Source organism: Phycisphaera sp. (genome assembly GCA_025916675.1).
Classification (GTDB): domain Bacteria; phylum Planctomycetota; class Phycisphaerae; order Phycisphaerales; family UBA1924; genus JAHCJI01.
In genome coordinates this window covers 1987528-2001550 of sequence record CP098402.1, presented here as the reverse complement: position 1 = coordinate 2001550, position 14023 = coordinate 1987528, and the positions used below count along the sequence as shown (strand labels likewise).

The 14023-nt window shown below is 67.7% G+C and carries 13 protein-coding genes and 1 riboswitch; of the genes, 9 read left to right on the top strand and 4 right to left on the bottom strand.

Annotated features, from left to right (window positions below):
- The first annotated feature begins 30 nt into the window (after window positions 1-30).
- On the top strand, window positions 31-714 hold the full coding sequence (locus NCW75_08600) for a hypothetical protein (GenBank protein ID UYV11362.1): 684 nt from the start codon (window positions 31-33) through the stop codon (window positions 712-714).
- Window positions 715-741: 27 nt separating this feature from the next.
- Here the strand turns inward: NCW75_08600 and NCW75_08595 are convergent, their stop codons facing one another.
- Genes NCW75_08595 through NCW75_08585 form a run of 3 tightly spaced genes read right to left on the bottom strand, consistent with a single transcriptional unit; the run spans window position 742 to window position 3960 of the window.
- On the bottom strand, window positions 742-1287 hold the full coding sequence (locus NCW75_08595) for a peptide chain release factor-like protein (GenBank protein ID UYV11361.1): 546 nt from the start codon (window positions 1285-1287) through the stop codon (window positions 742-744).
- The gene (gene tsaD, locus NCW75_08590) at window positions 1284-2360 is read right to left on the bottom strand and encodes a tRNA (adenosine(37)-N6)-threonylcarbamoyltransferase complex transferase subunit TsaD (protein UYV11360.1); all 1077 of its coding nucleotides are present in this window, start codon (window positions 2358-2360) and stop codon (window positions 1284-1286) included. The genes NCW75_08595 and tsaD overlap by 4 nt, the downstream gene beginning before the upstream one ends.
- 16 nt (window positions 2361-2376) lie before the next feature.
- Window positions 2377-3960, bottom strand: a complete 1584-nt coding sequence (locus NCW75_08585) for a S41 family peptidase (GenBank protein UYV11359.1) — start codon at window positions 3958-3960, stop codon at window positions 2377-2379.
- 45 nt (window positions 3961-4005) lie between these two features.
- On the opposite strand from NCW75_08585, the gene hflX reads away from it, so the two are divergent.
- The 5 genes from hflX to NCW75_08560 all read left to right on the top strand — a co-directional run bounded on the left by hflX (window position 4006) and on the right by NCW75_08560 (window position 9380).
- Window positions 4006-5394, top strand: coding sequence for a GTPase HflX (hflX, locus tag NCW75_08580; protein ID UYV11358.1), 1389 nt, complete (start codon window positions 4006-4008; stop codon window positions 5392-5394).
- 83 nt (window positions 5395-5477) lie between these two features.
- Window positions 5478-5702: riboswitch (cobalamin riboswitch) on the top strand.
- Window positions 5703-5881: 179 nt separating this feature from the next.
- On the top strand, window positions 5882-6778 hold the full coding sequence (locus NCW75_08575) for a hypothetical protein (protein ID UYV11357.1): 897 nt from the start codon (window positions 5882-5884) through the stop codon (window positions 6776-6778).
- The gene (locus NCW75_08570; GenBank protein ID UYV11356.1) at window positions 6771-8201 is read left to right on the top strand and encodes a PQQ-binding-like beta-propeller repeat protein; all 1431 of its coding nucleotides are present in this window, start codon (window positions 6771-6773) and stop codon (window positions 8199-8201) included. Before NCW75_08575 ends, NCW75_08570 begins: the two co-directional genes overlap by 8 nt.
- Window positions 8201-9034, top strand: a complete 834-nt coding sequence (locus tag NCW75_08565; protein ID UYV11355.1) for a DUF1559 domain-containing protein — start codon at window positions 8201-8203, stop codon at window positions 9032-9034. The genes NCW75_08570 and NCW75_08565 overlap by 1 nt, the downstream gene beginning before the upstream one ends.
- Before the next feature lie 31 nt (window positions 9035-9065).
- Window positions 9066-9380, top strand: a complete 315-nt coding sequence (locus NCW75_08560) for a hypothetical protein (GenBank protein ID UYV11354.1) — start codon at window positions 9066-9068, stop codon at window positions 9378-9380.
- Between the two features lie 190 nt (window positions 9381-9570).
- Here the strand turns inward: NCW75_08560 and ispH are convergent, their stop codons facing one another.
- A complete protein-coding gene (ispH, locus tag NCW75_08555; GenBank protein UYV11353.1) occupies window positions 9571-10620 on the bottom strand; it encodes a 4-hydroxy-3-methylbut-2-enyl diphosphate reductase in 1050 nt (349 codons plus the stop codon).
- A 249-nt stretch (window positions 10621-10869) separates the two neighbouring features.
- Between ispH and NCW75_08550 the strand changes: the two genes are divergently transcribed.
- From NCW75_08550 to NCW75_08540, 3 genes are all read left to right on the top strand, one after another.
- On the top strand, window positions 10870-11955 hold the full coding sequence (locus NCW75_08550) for a prepilin-type N-terminal cleavage/methylation domain-containing protein (GenBank protein UYV11352.1): 1086 nt from the start codon (window positions 10870-10872) through the stop codon (window positions 11953-11955).
- Between the two features lie 39 nt (window positions 11956-11994).
- The gene (locus tag NCW75_08545; GenBank protein UYV11351.1) at window positions 11995-12507 is read left to right on the top strand and encodes a hypothetical protein; all 513 of its coding nucleotides are present in this window, start codon (window positions 11995-11997) and stop codon (window positions 12505-12507) included.
- Between the two features lie 84 nt (window positions 12508-12591).
- Window positions 12592-14022, top strand: a complete 1431-nt coding sequence (locus tag NCW75_08540) for a M20/M25/M40 family metallo-hydrolase (protein ID UYV11350.1) — start codon at window positions 12592-12594, stop codon at window positions 14020-14022.
- Window position 14023: the final 1 nt, after the last annotated feature.

The window sequence follows — 14023 nt, the reverse complement described above, 5'->3', positions numbered from 1 at the left end:
CGAGTCGGCCGCATGAACCGGAGCATCGCGATGGCACGAGTCCCAGACACCGATCAGGCCTTCCTCGACTACGCACGCCTGCACGCCGACGTGTGGGCCGGGGGCCAGGGCAGCCCGCCGGTAATCGGGCTCACACCCACGCAGATCGCCGACACCGACGCGGCCACCACCGCGGCCGAGGCGGCGTACACGGCCGCGCTCAACGCCCGCAGCGCCTCCAAGGCGGCCACCGTCGCCAAGCTCAACGCCTTCGCGACGCTCGAAGCCATCCTCGGTGCCGACATCGACACCATCGACGCCTTCGCCAAGGCGACCAGCGACCCCGACGTCTACAGCCTGGCCCAGATCGACCCGCCCAAGACCCCCAGCGAACGCCCCGCGCCGCCGCAGCCCGTCCTCGAGACCCCCGAGCACCTGAGCGGCGGCATCATCCGCGTGGCCTTCCGCGTCACCAGCGGCGGCGGCGCGCAATACCAGGTCGAGCGGCGCGACACGCCCCTGGGCGGCACGCCCGGGCCGTGGACCCGCCAGAACACCGTCACCGAGAAGTTCTACGACGACCAGGCCGTCCCCTTCGGCCTGCTCGAGACCCAGTACCGCGTGCGGGCCCAGATCAGCAGCGGCCCGGCCAGCGAGTGGAGCGAGCCGGCGACCTTCAGCTTCGGCACCCAGGGCAGCAGCGGCGGGCCGATGGCCGCCGCCGACGCGGCCTGATCCGAGCCCACCGCCAGCTTAGACGACTCATGGATGCAGCGGACGGAGCTTGCGCTCCGTCCGCTGCTCGTTCATCTCGGCCAGCGCCGCCGGGTGCTTGGCGATCAGTCGGACGAGCTGGGTCGCGCTGATGCCCAGGCGCGTGGCGGCCCTCCTGACATCCATGCGCGCGGCCCAGAGCATGTCCATCGCCTCGGCCAGCATCGTGGGAAAGTCGCGGTGGCTGGGGTTGACGGCCACCTTGCCGCCGCGTGTGCGCTGGATCCACAGGTCGCTGCGGACGTCGCCGTCGGGCACGGGCAGGCGGACGTGCGTGGCCAGGGCGAGGCGCAGGCGGCGTAGGGCCATGCGCTCGTTGTCCTTGGGGCTGCGGCGCTCGGCGGCCTGGGCGCTTAGGCCGGTGGGGGTGTGCGTGAGCGTGACGGCGGTCTCGACCTTGTTGCGGTGCTGGCCGCCGGGCCCGCCCACGCGGCCGCGGTCGAGCGTGCAGTGGGTCAGGATGTCGGCGTCGGCCTCGCCGGCGGGGTGGAGCGGGCGGGTGACGCGTGCGGGTTGGTCGAAAGGGTCGGTCATAGCGCTGTGAAGGCGGGGATGTCGCTCGAGGGGTGGGCCCGCAACGTAAGATCGTCGTGCAGGCCGGCCATGAGGCGGCGGCCGCCGAGCGCGGCGATCATGGCGGCGTTGTCGAGGCAGTATTCCATCTTGGGCAGTCGGAGTTCCAAGTTCCGTTCGTCGGCCAGTGACGTGAGTTCCTTGCGTAATCGGCTGTTGGCCGTGACCCCGCCGCCGGCGAGGATGCTCCTGCACTCGATGCCGCTGTCGGCGAGCGCTTCGAGGGCGCGACCCATCTTGAGCATGATGGCGTGGCACGCGGCACGCTGGAAGCTGGCGGCGAGGTCACGCACGCGCTCTTCGGTGAGCGGTGGCGGTGGTGGCGGCCCGGGCCGGCCCTTGCGCACGGGCACGCCCTTGACGGCGTAGAGCATGGCCGTCTTCAGGCCGCTGAAGGAGAAGTCGAGCGAGCCGTCTTCGAGCTTGCTCACTGGGAGCTGGACGGCGTGGGCATCGGCCGTGGGATCTTGGGCGAGGGCGTCGAGGCGTGGGCCACCGGGGTACTGCAGGCCCAGGATGGTGGCGGCCTTGTCGTAGGCCTCGCCCACGGCGTCGTCGCGCGTGGAGCCGAGGCGCTGGGCCTCGATGAGGCTGGGCATGTGGTACATCGCGGTGTGCCCGCCGCTGACGACCAGGCCGAGCGCGGGCATGGGCGGGTCGGCTTCGGTGTCGAGCGTGCCGGCAACGAGGTGGGCCTGCACATGGTCGACGCCCATGAGCGGGACGTCCAGCGCGAGGGCCGCGGCCTTGGCGGCGCTCACGCCCACGAGAAGGCTGCCGATGAGCCCCGGGCGATGGCCGACGGCGATGGCGTCGATGTCCTTGAGCGACACGCCCGCGTCGGCGACGGCCCTGCGCATGACGGGGATGATGCGTTCGACGTGGGCGCGCCCCGCGATCTCGGGCACGACGCCGCCGTAGCCCTCGTGCAGTTCGGTCTGGGTGGCGATGGCGTTGCTGAGCACGGTGCGGCCGTCCCGCACGATGGCGCAGGCCGTCTCGTCGCACGAGGTCTCGAAGCCGAGCGTCAGCATGGAGAAGCCCAGCGCATCAGGAATCACTTGGGATGGGCGGTTCGATTTCGGACTCGAGCTCGCGGATCTCGTCGAGCATGCGGGTCCGCTCGGCGTCCATGCGCTCGATGGTGCGTTCGAGTTGCTCGATGCGCAGAGCGCGTTCGCCGGTGATGGGGTCGCCGCCCACGCGGGGCCAGTCGCCCGAGGCGAGTACGCCAGCGAGGGCTTGATGCGCCGCGGCGAGTTGGGGGTCGTTGATTGCTGCCAACAGGGCATCGGCCGATTCCCATGTTCCGGCGGGGATGTCGCCGTTTCCGTCCTCACCACCAACGGTGTCGAGCCTCGCGAACAGTTCGGTCAGACGGAGGTCGTCTCCGTCGCCGAGCGCGACGTGCATGCCCGGGCTCGGGTCCACGCCCCACTCGCTGGATCCGGGCACGCGTTGGAGGTTGCGGCCGCTGGGCAGCAGGTAGTGGGCCTCGGTGAGCTTCAGCGTGCCGCCGTCGGGCAGGCCGTAGACGGTTTGGACGCTCGCCTTGCCGAAGGTTCGCGTGCCGAGCGCTTTGGCATTGTCCAATTGCTCGACCATCGCGCCCGCGACAATCTCCGAACCCGAGGCGCTCACGCCGTCGATGAGCACGACGATGGGGCCCTCGAAGGCCACGCCCTCCGCGGCGTCGAGGGTGGCCGAGTCTCCCGCGCGGTTCTCGGTGCGCACGACCGGGCCGCCGGGGATGAACAGGTCGGCCACGCCCACGGCCTCGCCGATGATGCCGCCGGGGTTGGATCGCAGATCGAGGACGAGCGCGTCCATGCCACCCAGTTGTTCCTTGGCGCGCTCGATGGCCTCGAACGTATGTATCGCCGAGCCGCCGACGAACTGGGTAATGCGGATGTAGCCGATGCCCAGCTCCGAGTCGAGCGCGTGGTTCCAGGTTCCCTCGGTGTCCAGGCGCCGAAGCCCCTTGACCGATTCGGCCCGGATGTCGCCGCGGACGATCTCGAAGTCGATCTCTTCGCCGTCGCGCTCGATGGTGAGCGCGACGCTGCCGCCCTTGGGTCCGGCGATCAGCGTTGTGACCTCCTCGGTGTCGAGTTCACGGGTGTCGACGCCGTCGACGGCGACAATTCGATCGCCCGGCATGACACCCGCGCGGGCGGCGGGTGTGCCGGCCATGGGCGTGGTGACGGTCACGAGCCCGTCGCGGCGTTGCACTTGCACGCCGATGCCGACGAAGTCTGACCCCATGACCATGCGGTTGAATTGTTCGGCGACGGCGGGGGGCACGTAGATGCTGTTGGGGTCGCCCAGATGGTTCAGCATGCCCGCGATGGCGGCCTGGCCCAACTCGTCGGCGTCGGTCTCCTGGACGTACTCGTCCTGGATGATCTGGAGGACCGCGGCGGCCTGGGCGAAGCGGCCGAGGCCCAGCAGCCGCTCACGCAGCACCAGCAACGAGGCCGAGACGGCTACCAGCAGGGCGACGACCAGCAGGAAGCGGCCCGGGCCCCAGAGCGGCCCGCCCGACTTGGTGTCGTCGGGCTTCTCTTTCGCAACTATCGCCATGCGGCGGCCCCGCTGGCCTTGTCGGTGCTCGTAGACTTCATGCACCGTCACGATACGCCCGCCGCCAGCCCACCGCCAGACAGAATCCGAGCCCGCATGCCTCCAAGCAAAGAACGAACCTCCATCGAAGTCCGCGCCGAGCGTGCGGTGCTGGCCGCCGCGCGATTGCCCGAGTCGACCTACGACCCGGCCGACCCGTTCGGCGAGCTTCGCGCCCTGGCCGAGCAGGCTGGTGCGGTCGTCGTGGGCGAGCTCGAGCAGCGGATGCAGCGACCGCAATCGGGAACGTACTTAGGCAAGGGCAAGGTTGAGGAGCTGAAGGACCTGTGCGAGGCGCTCGGCGCAACCACGATCATCTTCGATCACGACCTGAGCCCCGCGCAGATCTCGGCCATCGAGCGGACCACCGAACGCAAGGTGCTCGATCGTTCGGAGTTGATCCTGGACATCTTCGCCAGTCGCGCGACGACGCACGAGGCCAAGCTGCAGGTCGAACTGGCCCAGTTGGAGTACACCTACCCGCGCCTGCGCGCGATGTGGGACCACCTGGAGCGCATTGTCGGCAGCGGAGGAATCGGCGGCGTCGGCACGCGCGGGCCGGGCGAGCAGCAGCTGGAGATCGACCGCCGATTGGTGCAGCGGCGCAGGCTCGAACTGGAGCGAGAACTGGAGCGCGTGCAGGGCCGCAAGCGCCGTGCGGTCCGCCAGCGTAATGCCGAGCGGTTCACCGTGGGGTTGGTGGGCTATACCAACGCCGGCAAGAGCACGTTGTTCAATACGCTCACCGAGGGCGGGGCCTACGCCGACGATCGCGTGTTCGCCACGCTCATGACGCGCACCCGCGCGTGGGACCTGGGCGGCGGGCTGGAGATCATGCTGAGCGATACGGTCGGCTTCGTGCGCGATCTGCCCCACCGGCTGATCGCGTCGTTCCGGGCCACGCTCGAAGAAGCGACGCACGCGGACGTGCTGATCGTCGTGCTGGACGTGGCCGACCCCGCGTGCGAGTTGCAGTACCAGACCGTCATGAAGACGCTCGACGATCTCGATGTTGAGACCGCCAAGGCCGAAGAGGGCGAGAGCTGGTCGCCGCCCGCGCGTGTGATCGTGCTGAACAAGATCGATCGCTTGCAGGATAACCGCGAACTGCTCGTGTGGCAGCAGCGGTTGCCCGACGCGATCGCGTTATGCTCGCTACCTCCGAAAGAAGGCCAGGACCGTCCGGGCCAGGAGAAGCTGGCGCGACGCATCCAGCGGCTGGCCGAGGGCGACGTGCGCAATCTAACGCTGCGCGTGGAGCTGAGTAATCCCAAAGCGATCAACCTGATCGAGACGCAGGCCACGGTCCATGATCGCGAGTATGAGGACGGCACGCTGGTGGTGAAGGCCGAGATGAGCGATCGGCTGCTCAGGCAGTTGCGGTCGCTGGGCGTGGATACGCCCGAACTTGGCCAGGTCCAGCGGGCGGGGTGGAAGGGCGTTTAAGACCACCCGCCTACCCGATCACCCCCTTCCAAGCCCCCTGCGATCTTCGGGTTCATCACTCTTGATCCCTTCCGAAAACCGGAGTAGGCTCATGGGCTAGTGGTTCTCCCACCATCGGGTGGGAGTGAAAAGGGAAGTGTGGTGTAAAGCCACCGCGGACGCGCCGCCGTAACGGGCATGTTCCGACCTCGGCCCCCAGAAGCTATCTGGGGAGCACGCCACTGCGGGGAGTTTTTGACTCCTTCGCGGGAAGGCCGCCGAGACTCGGGCCCGGAGCCGGAAGACCTGCCACGAGCCTGCGTTGTCGCCCTCGCGAATGGGGTGGCACGGTGCGAGCCCGTGTGCCCCGGGCGTGTGCGCAGCCGTGCTACGGATACCCAAGCGAGAAGCGATCTATGGACCCACCCCTTTTGGGTGAACAGTCCGGGGCCGTCCCGCGCGAATCGGGACGCACGCCGGTGACAAGCCGGCACGGAAGGGGTGCGCGATGCGCACGGTTGCTTTGTCTGTTGTTCTGTCCATTTCCGCCGTTGCGAGTGCCCAGGGCCTACTCGACCCGTGGGCAGCCGAGGTGGTCGAGTACACGCCAGGTGCCGACGTGCCGATCGGGTTTGATGACCCCTCGGGCGCTCTTGGTAAGCCAACGCGGTACACGGGCGTGGGCTCGTTCCCCGGCGTTGTCACGCCGTTCAACCCGCCGTTCCTGTCCAGCGAGGTCGTCACCATCGGCGCGGGTGGGAGTTTGACGCTGCGCTTGGGCACGCCCGCGTTCGACGCGGCGTTCAACCCATTCGGCATCGACCTGATCCTCTTCCACAACGGCGGCTACATCGACTCGGCCTTCCCCGCGGGCGTCGTGGGCGGCACGTTCTTCGACGGGGGCTCGATCGAGGTCTCGCAGGATGGCGTCGAGTTTTTTGCCGTTGCGGCCGCCGCCGAAGATCATTATCCGACGCTTGGCTATCTCGACCTGGCAACCCCCTTCACCGAGGAGCGCGGCGATGTCCCGAGCGACTTTCGGCTGCCTGTGAATCCCGGTTTCGACCCGGACGGTGCGAACTGGGATGAGCTGCTTGCGGCGTACAACGGCTCGGGTGGCGGCGTTGGCATCGACATCGGCGCGGCCGGGCTGCTGGAGGCCAACTTCGTGCGCATCACGGCCGGCGACGGACAGTCGCCCGACATCGATGCGCTGGCGGTCGTGCGTTCGTTGTGCGAGGCCGATGTCGATGGCAACGGCGAGGTCGACGTGTTCGACTTCCTCGCGTTCCAGAGCCTGTTCGCCACTGGCGACGGCCGGGCTGACTTCGATGAGAATGGCTCGCTCGATATCTTCGACTACCTGACCTTCACCAACCTGTTCGTGGACGGCTGCGATGCGTAGTGCTGCCGTCATTCTCGTGACCGCGATGCGGGCGATCGCGCAGGACGCCTGGACGCACGCCGCCGCCACGCCCCATCGCGTGTCGATTGCCGATACTGCGGTACTTCCTGAGCTCAGCACGGAGGCATGGCTTTACGACGCCGGCGGCGTATTCGAAGCGATCCCGCAGGTGTCGCCGGTGATCTCGAGTGACGGCGTGGTCGTGGTGCTGGGCTTGCTGGATGGGCACGCCAACGCGATCGCGCTCGAAGCTGGCACCGGCGAAGAACTGTGGCGTGCCCCGGTTGATGCTCCGGTGCTGCTCTCGTGGTCGAGCCCGGCCCTCGAAGGCGTGCGTGGTGGCGGATTCGTCATCGTCACCACGGGCTCTTCGGCTGTGGCACTCGACCTGGGCAACGGCGCAGAACTGTGGCGAGCTGCGCTGGGCCAGCCGGTGGTCAACGCGTCGCCGGCTATCGACGCCGACAATGGTGTCGTACGGTTGACCACGTACGATCCGTTCGGCGGCGGGGCAAGGCTGCTGATGCTCGACGCGGCCGATGGCGAGGTGATCGACGAGGTGACGATCGGGTCGGCATCCGGTGCCACGCCCGCCGTGGACGGCCCGCGCGTGTTCGTGGCGCTGGCCGACGGCTCGATCAAGGCCTTCGAGCACGACACCGAGGCGTGGACGGCCAGCAACCCGATCGGCTTCTTCGGCGGGATCGCGTACGAGGGCGGCTCGCTGTTCGCGGCCAGCTACGCCTTCAGCGGTGGGCGCGACAATAGCAACATGGTCAAGCTCGACGCGGCGACCGGCGACGAGTTGTGGGCGATCGCCTGCGAGCGCACCGATGCCACGCCGATTCCACTGGGCGATGGCCGGGTTGTGCTGTCCGCGGGACTGGAGGGGTTCGGTTCGCTGCCCACGATCCAGCTCTTCAACGATCGGGCCACTACCGCCGAGCGGGTTTGGGACCTGGCCACGGAGACCTGGGACGACCTCAACGCCGATGGCCGCATCGATCCCGGCGAGTATCTCGCGCTGGGTGGCTGGGACCACCAGCCCGCGGCGATCCGCACACCCGATGGGGTCGCGCTGCTCGTGGGCGCGCCCGACGGCGGGCTCGCACTCGTTGATCTCGACGCCCACCCGGCCGGCGCCGAGTTCGTTCACGCGCGGACGGACCTCGGAGGAGGTTCGCCCGCGATCGCCCAGGGTATCGCGGTCAGCATGTGGGGCGACCATGTCGTGGCCTTCGCTCTCGACCCGACTTGCTTCGCCGATTTTGATGGCGACGGCTCGCTGACGATCTTCGATTTCCTGGCGTTCCAGAACGCGTTCGATGCCGGCGATCTTGCGGCGGACTGTGATGGCGACGGGACACCGACGATCTTCGATTTCCTGTGCTTCCAGAACGCCTTCGACGCGGGGTGTGCTTGATGGCCCGCCGCGCGTTCACGCTCATTGAGGTGCTGGTGATCACCGCAATCGTGGGCACGCTCGTCGGCGTGTTACTGCCGGCGCTCTCGGGCGCGCGCGACGCGGCCCGTGGGGCGGTGTGCTCGAGCAACGTGCGCCAGTTCGGCGTCGCATGGACGATGTACGCCGGCGACCATGACGGGCTGGCGATGCCGCTGGCGTATACCGACCCAGCCGACACCGGTGGGGGCGACAGCGTCTACTGGTGGGGTGCCGACGGGTCGGCCAGCGGCTCGCTCGATCATTCTCGCGGGTTGTTGTCGTCCTATCTCGACGCCAAGCCGGGAGAGATCGGCCCGTTCGCCTGCCCCGCGCAACGGCCGGGCACGTACGCCCACCAGGGTGCGACCCAAGCCCCAACCAGCACCTACGGCTACAACGGTTATTACCTCAGCCCCGCGTACACGCCCGGCTGGTCGTACGAGATTGGCCACCGGCCGCACCAGCGGCTGAGCGGCATCGCCGATCCGGCGAGCCTGCTCGTGTTTGCCGACACGCTCATCAGCCGCGGGCCCATGGTCCTGCCCGCCAGCAACGCCCTGCTCGATCCGCCGATGCTCTACGCGGGGGCGGGGCCAGATGGTGCCCGCTGGCGACGCAACGGCTTTCCCACCACCTGCTTTCGGCACGGCGGGCTGGGGGCTGGAGCCAGTTGCATGGCCGTCCACGCCGACGGCAGCGCACGAGGCTATCGGGCCGAGGCGGGCTGGCTCACGCAGCCGGCGCGGGGGATCGGATCGGTCGGCATCCACAATGGCCCTCGCTATATACCCGACTGGCGGGTATGGAGGTGAGAAACCGCTCGCGGCCGGCCGATAGTGTGTCGTGAGTATGGGCCAAGAGACCGCCAAACCCGCCACCATCGCCGACCTCGACGCGTCCACGTCGCGGGTTCGCGTCGAGCGGTGCGTGTGCTACGACCAGCCCTTTGAGAAGCTGCTGAAGATGGCCCGCGAGGAGGGCCTGACCCAGGACCAACTCAGCGAACGCACCGGCTGCTGCACGGGCTGCGGCATGTGCAAGCCCTACGTACGCGTCGTGCTGAGCACGGGTCGCACGAGCATCCCGCTGATGAATGGGAAGGCGCTCAAGGCGATCGCGGACGAGGCCGAGGCGGTAGAAGACAAAGGCACTGGCTGAGGCCTGAACACCGGCTGTTGCAGGGGCCGTCTGGAACACCTCAAAACCAAAAATGACGGGCGATCCGTCGCATTGATGTGCATGCGGCAGCTGCTCGGGCCAGTGAGATTGGTACCGGCGACGGTCATGTCCTGTCCTTCATGTGCCGGATGGCCACCGAATCTCCGGATCCTCAAATCGGCCCGTCCAGTTACGCGATGCCTCCGGGCGCGCTGATGGTCAGCGCAACACTGCCGTATTCCGACTCGGTGACCTCCGGCTTGGTCACGCGAATCGCCCGGCTCTTGGGGTCGATGCCCCGCTCGCGCATCATTTGCTTGAGGCCGGCGGGGGGCGCGAAGTAGACGTCTTCTTCGAACACGTCGCAGGCGTGGATCTCGCCGCCGTAGCGTTCCAGCAGCGTCCGGCAGACCTCAGACACAAGGTCCTCGGGCGCGCTCGCGCCGGCGGTGATCAGAACCGTGTCATCGGGTGACGCGAACCACGCGTGGTCGATGTGGCTCGCGTCGTCGATGAGCTTGCCGGGCGTGCCGGCGGTCGCGCTGATCTCGGTCAGGCGTTTGCTGTTGCTGCTGTTGGTCGAGCCCACGACCAGCGTGAGATCGCACGTGGGCGCGAGCGTGCGCACGGCGTGCTGGCGGTTGGTGGTGGCGTAGCAGATGTCCTCGCTGGGCGGGGCCTTGATGTCGGGAAAGGCCGCCTTGAGCGCGTCGATGATGACGGCCGCGTCGTCGGTGCTCAGCGTGGTCTGGGTCAGGTAGACCAACTTGGTAGGGTCTTCGATGCGGAGGTGGGGGATGTCCTCAGGCATCTCGACGACCTGGGTGGCGCCCGGGGCCTCGCCGCTGGTGCCGATGATCTCCTGGTGGTTCTTGTGGCCCACGAGCAGGATCTGGTAGCCCAGGCGGGCATACCGGATAGCCTCGTTGTGGACCTTGGTGACCAGCGGGCACGTGGCGTCGATAACCCGCAGGCCGCGATCGAGGGCCTTCTGGCGGACCCGCGGGGGGATGCCGTGGGCGCTGAAGACCACGATGGCGCCGTCGGGCACCAGATCGACGTCCTCGATGAATCGGACACCCCGGGCCTTGAAGCGACCCACGACGTGGGTGTTGTGGACGATGTCGTGGTAGACGTAGACGGGCTGGCCCGGGCACAGGTCGAGCACCTGGTCGACGACGTCGATGGCCATGCTGACGCCCGCGCAGAAGCCACGGGGGTTCGGGAGGATGAGCTTCACGAGTCATGATAGGTTGGCGGCGATTGGAGGGTTCGTGAGATATGGCCGCCCAATGGCCCCAGCATGGGCGTGGCGAGGCACTCGTGGCGCGATAAGCGACAGGATGTCGGTTAGCAAAGCGCTAAGAACCCCTAGAACCCCAATCCAGCCCCCTCCGGGGCCGAAGTCGGTGGCGATGGGAGCTAGACTTGGGCCTCTCAATACGAGACCCATGGATGTAAGATGGCCGAGTTCCGGAGGGATAAGGGCATGCTTCGAAGGCAAGGCGGGCGGTCGGGCTTCACACTGATTGAGCTGCTGGTGGTCATCGCCATCATCGCGTTGCTCATCGGCATTCTGCTGCCCGCGCTGGGCCAGGCCCGCGGCGTGGCGCGGCAGGTGAAGGGCGCGAGCAACCTGCGTTCGATCGTCCAGAGCATCAATGTCTACGCCAACGAGTACAAGGACGCCATCGTCGGCAGCCCCGACACGAGCGGCTACGACGCCAGCTTCGGCATCTACAACGGCATCGCCATGCAGACCTGGGACTGGATGGGCCCGCTGGCGCACATGAACGGCCGCAATGGGCCCGGCGAGGGGGTCCGCATCGAGGGGCGCACGCGCGAGGGCGAGCAGTACCGCTCCGAGCGGTTCGATTGGTACCGCCAAAACGTGGACGAGTACATCTGCCCGGCAAACCGATTCCAGTCCACGCCGTTCGGAGGTTCCTCGCTCTGGACCACCGGTCGGATGATCGGCTACAACATGAGCACGCAGTTCACGACGACCACCAAGCCGCCGCGCGAGGGCGGCACGTCGCCGCGGTTGAACGATCGCGGGAACTACAAGCCGTACATCTACAACGTTGGCACGCTGTTCCAGAAGGTCGCCGTGTTCGAGGGACACCGGTACGCCTCCGGACGCACCAAGCCCGACTTCGATTATGCGATCGGCGAGCGCGACGGCAGTGGCGGCTGGTACGGCGGCGCGTTCGGGGGCACGGGCGCGTGGTTCAACGAGAACCGCGAGCTCGATCGCTCGGCTGCACCCGGTGAGAGTGGGAGGCGTCTGCATGTGCGGGATCCGAATACGTATCCCGACCTGCGCCGCGTTGCCTTCCGGCATGGCACGCAGACCGACCCAGAGCGTGTGGCCGCCACGCAGGTGCTGGGGCATCTGGCGTTCTTCGACGGCCACGTGAAGCTTATGACCGACGGCGAGGCCACCAACCCCGACTTCTGGTTCCCCACCGGCACGAAGGTCGGCGACCCCACCAGCTTCTGGGAGTACGCGAAAGAAAAGTGGCCCAGCAAGGCGCAGGACGTGTCGCGCCGGAATCCCTACATTGTGCCCTGATCCGGTCCGTTCGAGATCACGGGATTGCGTGGAGCAGCGATGGTGCAGGCCCAATCAGAGAATCTCGGCAGCCTGATCGACGATTTTGATCGCCAGCAGCCGAACTCCGCTAAGCGAGGCGATGACGGCGGATCGGGCGGGCTCCCGCCGAAGAACGTCATCCTGGCCGTGGTCATCCTCGGATGCCTCATCGGCGTTGCGGTGATCGCGGCGCGCTCGCTGCAAAGCGAGGTGGGCTCGCTGGAGCGGTGGACGCAGGAGATCACGCTGATCGACGTGGAGACCGGCGAGGTGTTCGAGGACTACCGCCTGGCTGAGGACGTGGGGTTCCCCGTCCGTAACCCGAACACCGATGCTGATACGCTCATGCCGGCAGAGGCGTGCCACTGGACCAGCGACGGCGAGGCGAAGTGGGATCCGACCTGGGTGTACGTGCCCGCCGGCGGCTCGGCGACCTGCCCCGATTGCGGTCGGCAGGTGGTGGGCCACAACCCCGCTCCGCCGGACGACCTCATGCTCGAAGCCCTCGACCGAGAGGAAGCCGGGGGCTGATTCGGGGCGGCTGCTCAAGAAGTCCGGGGTCGAGGCTGCAACGATGCCCCTTCGACGGCGTACAAATGCCGCGTAGGAGCATGCATGATCGACCAGGTTCTCCAGAAGCTCGAGCAGACCGAACCGCAGGCCGTCGATCGGCTGTGCGAGTGGCTCCGCATCGCCAGCATCAGCGCCGACCCCGAGTTCGCCTACCAATGCAAAGACGCGGCCCGCTGGGCGGCCGAGCGGCTGGAAGAGGCCGGGCTGACCGCCCGCGTGCTGCCCACGGGCACCAAGGACGAGCCGGGGCACCCGTGCGTGCTGGCCAAGACGCCCAACGCCGACAGCGGCACCGGGCCTCATGTTTTGTTTTATGGCCACTACGACGTGCAGCCGCCCGACCCGCTGGACCTGTGGGAGAGCGGGCCGTTCGACCCGGTGGTGAAGAAGGCCGACGCGAAGACGCCGGCCGATCACATCGTGGCGCGCGGGGCGAGCGACGACAAGGGCCAGGTGGCGATGTACCTCGAAGCGCTGCGCGCGTGGAAGGAAGAGAGCGGCGAAGCCGCCGGCGGGCTGCGCGTGACGGTGCTGCTCGAGGGGGAAGAAGAATCGGGTTCGGAGAACCTCGAGAAGTTCCTGAAGGAGTATGAGGGCGAGCTCAAGGGCTGCGACTTCTGCCTCATTAGCGACACCGGGATGATCTCGCGAACCAGGCCGGCCATTACCTACGGCGTTCGCGGGCTGGCGTACACGCAGATCCGCCTGCACGGGCCCGACAAGGACGTGCACAGCGGCTTCTGGGGCGGGCGCATGCCCAACCCGCTGAACGAGCTATCCAAGGTGCTCGCGCAGATGTGGGACGAGAACCGCCATGTGACGATCGACGGGTTTTACGACGATCTCATCGAGGCGACCGACGAGGAGCGGGCCCAGTGGGCGTCGCTCAACATCGACATCCCCGACATGCTCAGCCATATCGGGCTCTCGCCCGAGGCCGACATCGGCGAGGCCGGGTTCACCAGCATCGAGCGTGAGTGGTCGCGGCCGACGGCCGAGATCAACGGCATGTGGGGCGGGTACATGGGCGCGGGTGCCAAGACGGTGATCCCCGCGTACGCGACGGCCAAGGTGAGTTTTCGTCTGGTGGCGAACCAGGACCCCGACGACATCGTCAAGAAGTTCTTCACGTGGTTGGAAGACAAGACCCCGCCGGGCTGCCGGTGGGAGCTGGAAGACATGCACGGCGGGCACCCGTCGAGCGTAGACCCGACCTCGAAGTGGCTTGCCAAGGCCCGTCAGGCGATGGAGCAATCGACCGGCATGGAAGTGGCGCTCATCAAGACCGGCGGCTCGATCCCCGTCGCGGGCATGCTCAAGGACAGCCTGGGGCTCGACACTGTGTTTATGGGCTTCGGGCTCGACGACGACCGGGTGCACTCGCCCAATGAGAAGTTCGAGCTGCCGTGCTTCCGCATGGGAGCGCGGTCGCACGCGGTGCTGATCGATCTGCTCCGGGGTGGCGGGGCGTGAG

Coding starts and splice junctions, on each gene's coding strand:
- NCW75_08600 (UYV11362.1), top strand. CDS start 31: ATGGCACGAGTCCCAGACACCGATCAGGCCTTCCTCGACTACGCACGC.
- NCW75_08595 (UYV11361.1), bottom strand. CDS start 1,287: ATGACCGACCCTTTCGACCAACCCGCACGCGTCACCCGCCCGCTCCAC.
- tsaD (UYV11360.1), bottom strand. CDS start 2,360: ATGCTGACGCTCGGCTTCGAGACCTCGTGCGACGAGACGGCCTGCGCC.
- hflX (UYV11358.1), top strand. CDS start 4,006: ATGCCTCCAAGCAAAGAACGAACCTCCATCGAAGTCCGCGCCGAGCGT.
- NCW75_08575 (UYV11357.1), top strand. CDS start 5,882: ATGCGCACGGTTGCTTTGTCTGTTGTTCTGTCCATTTCCGCCGTTGCG.
- NCW75_08570 (UYV11356.1), top strand. CDS start 6,771: ATGCGTAGTGCTGCCGTCATTCTCGTGACCGCGATGCGGGCGATCGCG.
- NCW75_08565 (UYV11355.1), top strand. CDS start 8,201: ATGGCCCGCCGCGCGTTCACGCTCATTGAGGTGCTGGTGATCACCGCA.
- NCW75_08550 (UYV11352.1), top strand. CDS start 10,870: ATGCTTCGAAGGCAAGGCGGGCGGTCGGGCTTCACACTGATTGAGCTG.
- NCW75_08545 (UYV11351.1), top strand. CDS start 11,995: ATGGTGCAGGCCCAATCAGAGAATCTCGGCAGCCTGATCGACGATTTT.
- NCW75_08540 (UYV11350.1), top strand. CDS start 12,592: ATGATCGACCAGGTTCTCCAGAAGCTCGAGCAGACCGAACCGCAGGCC.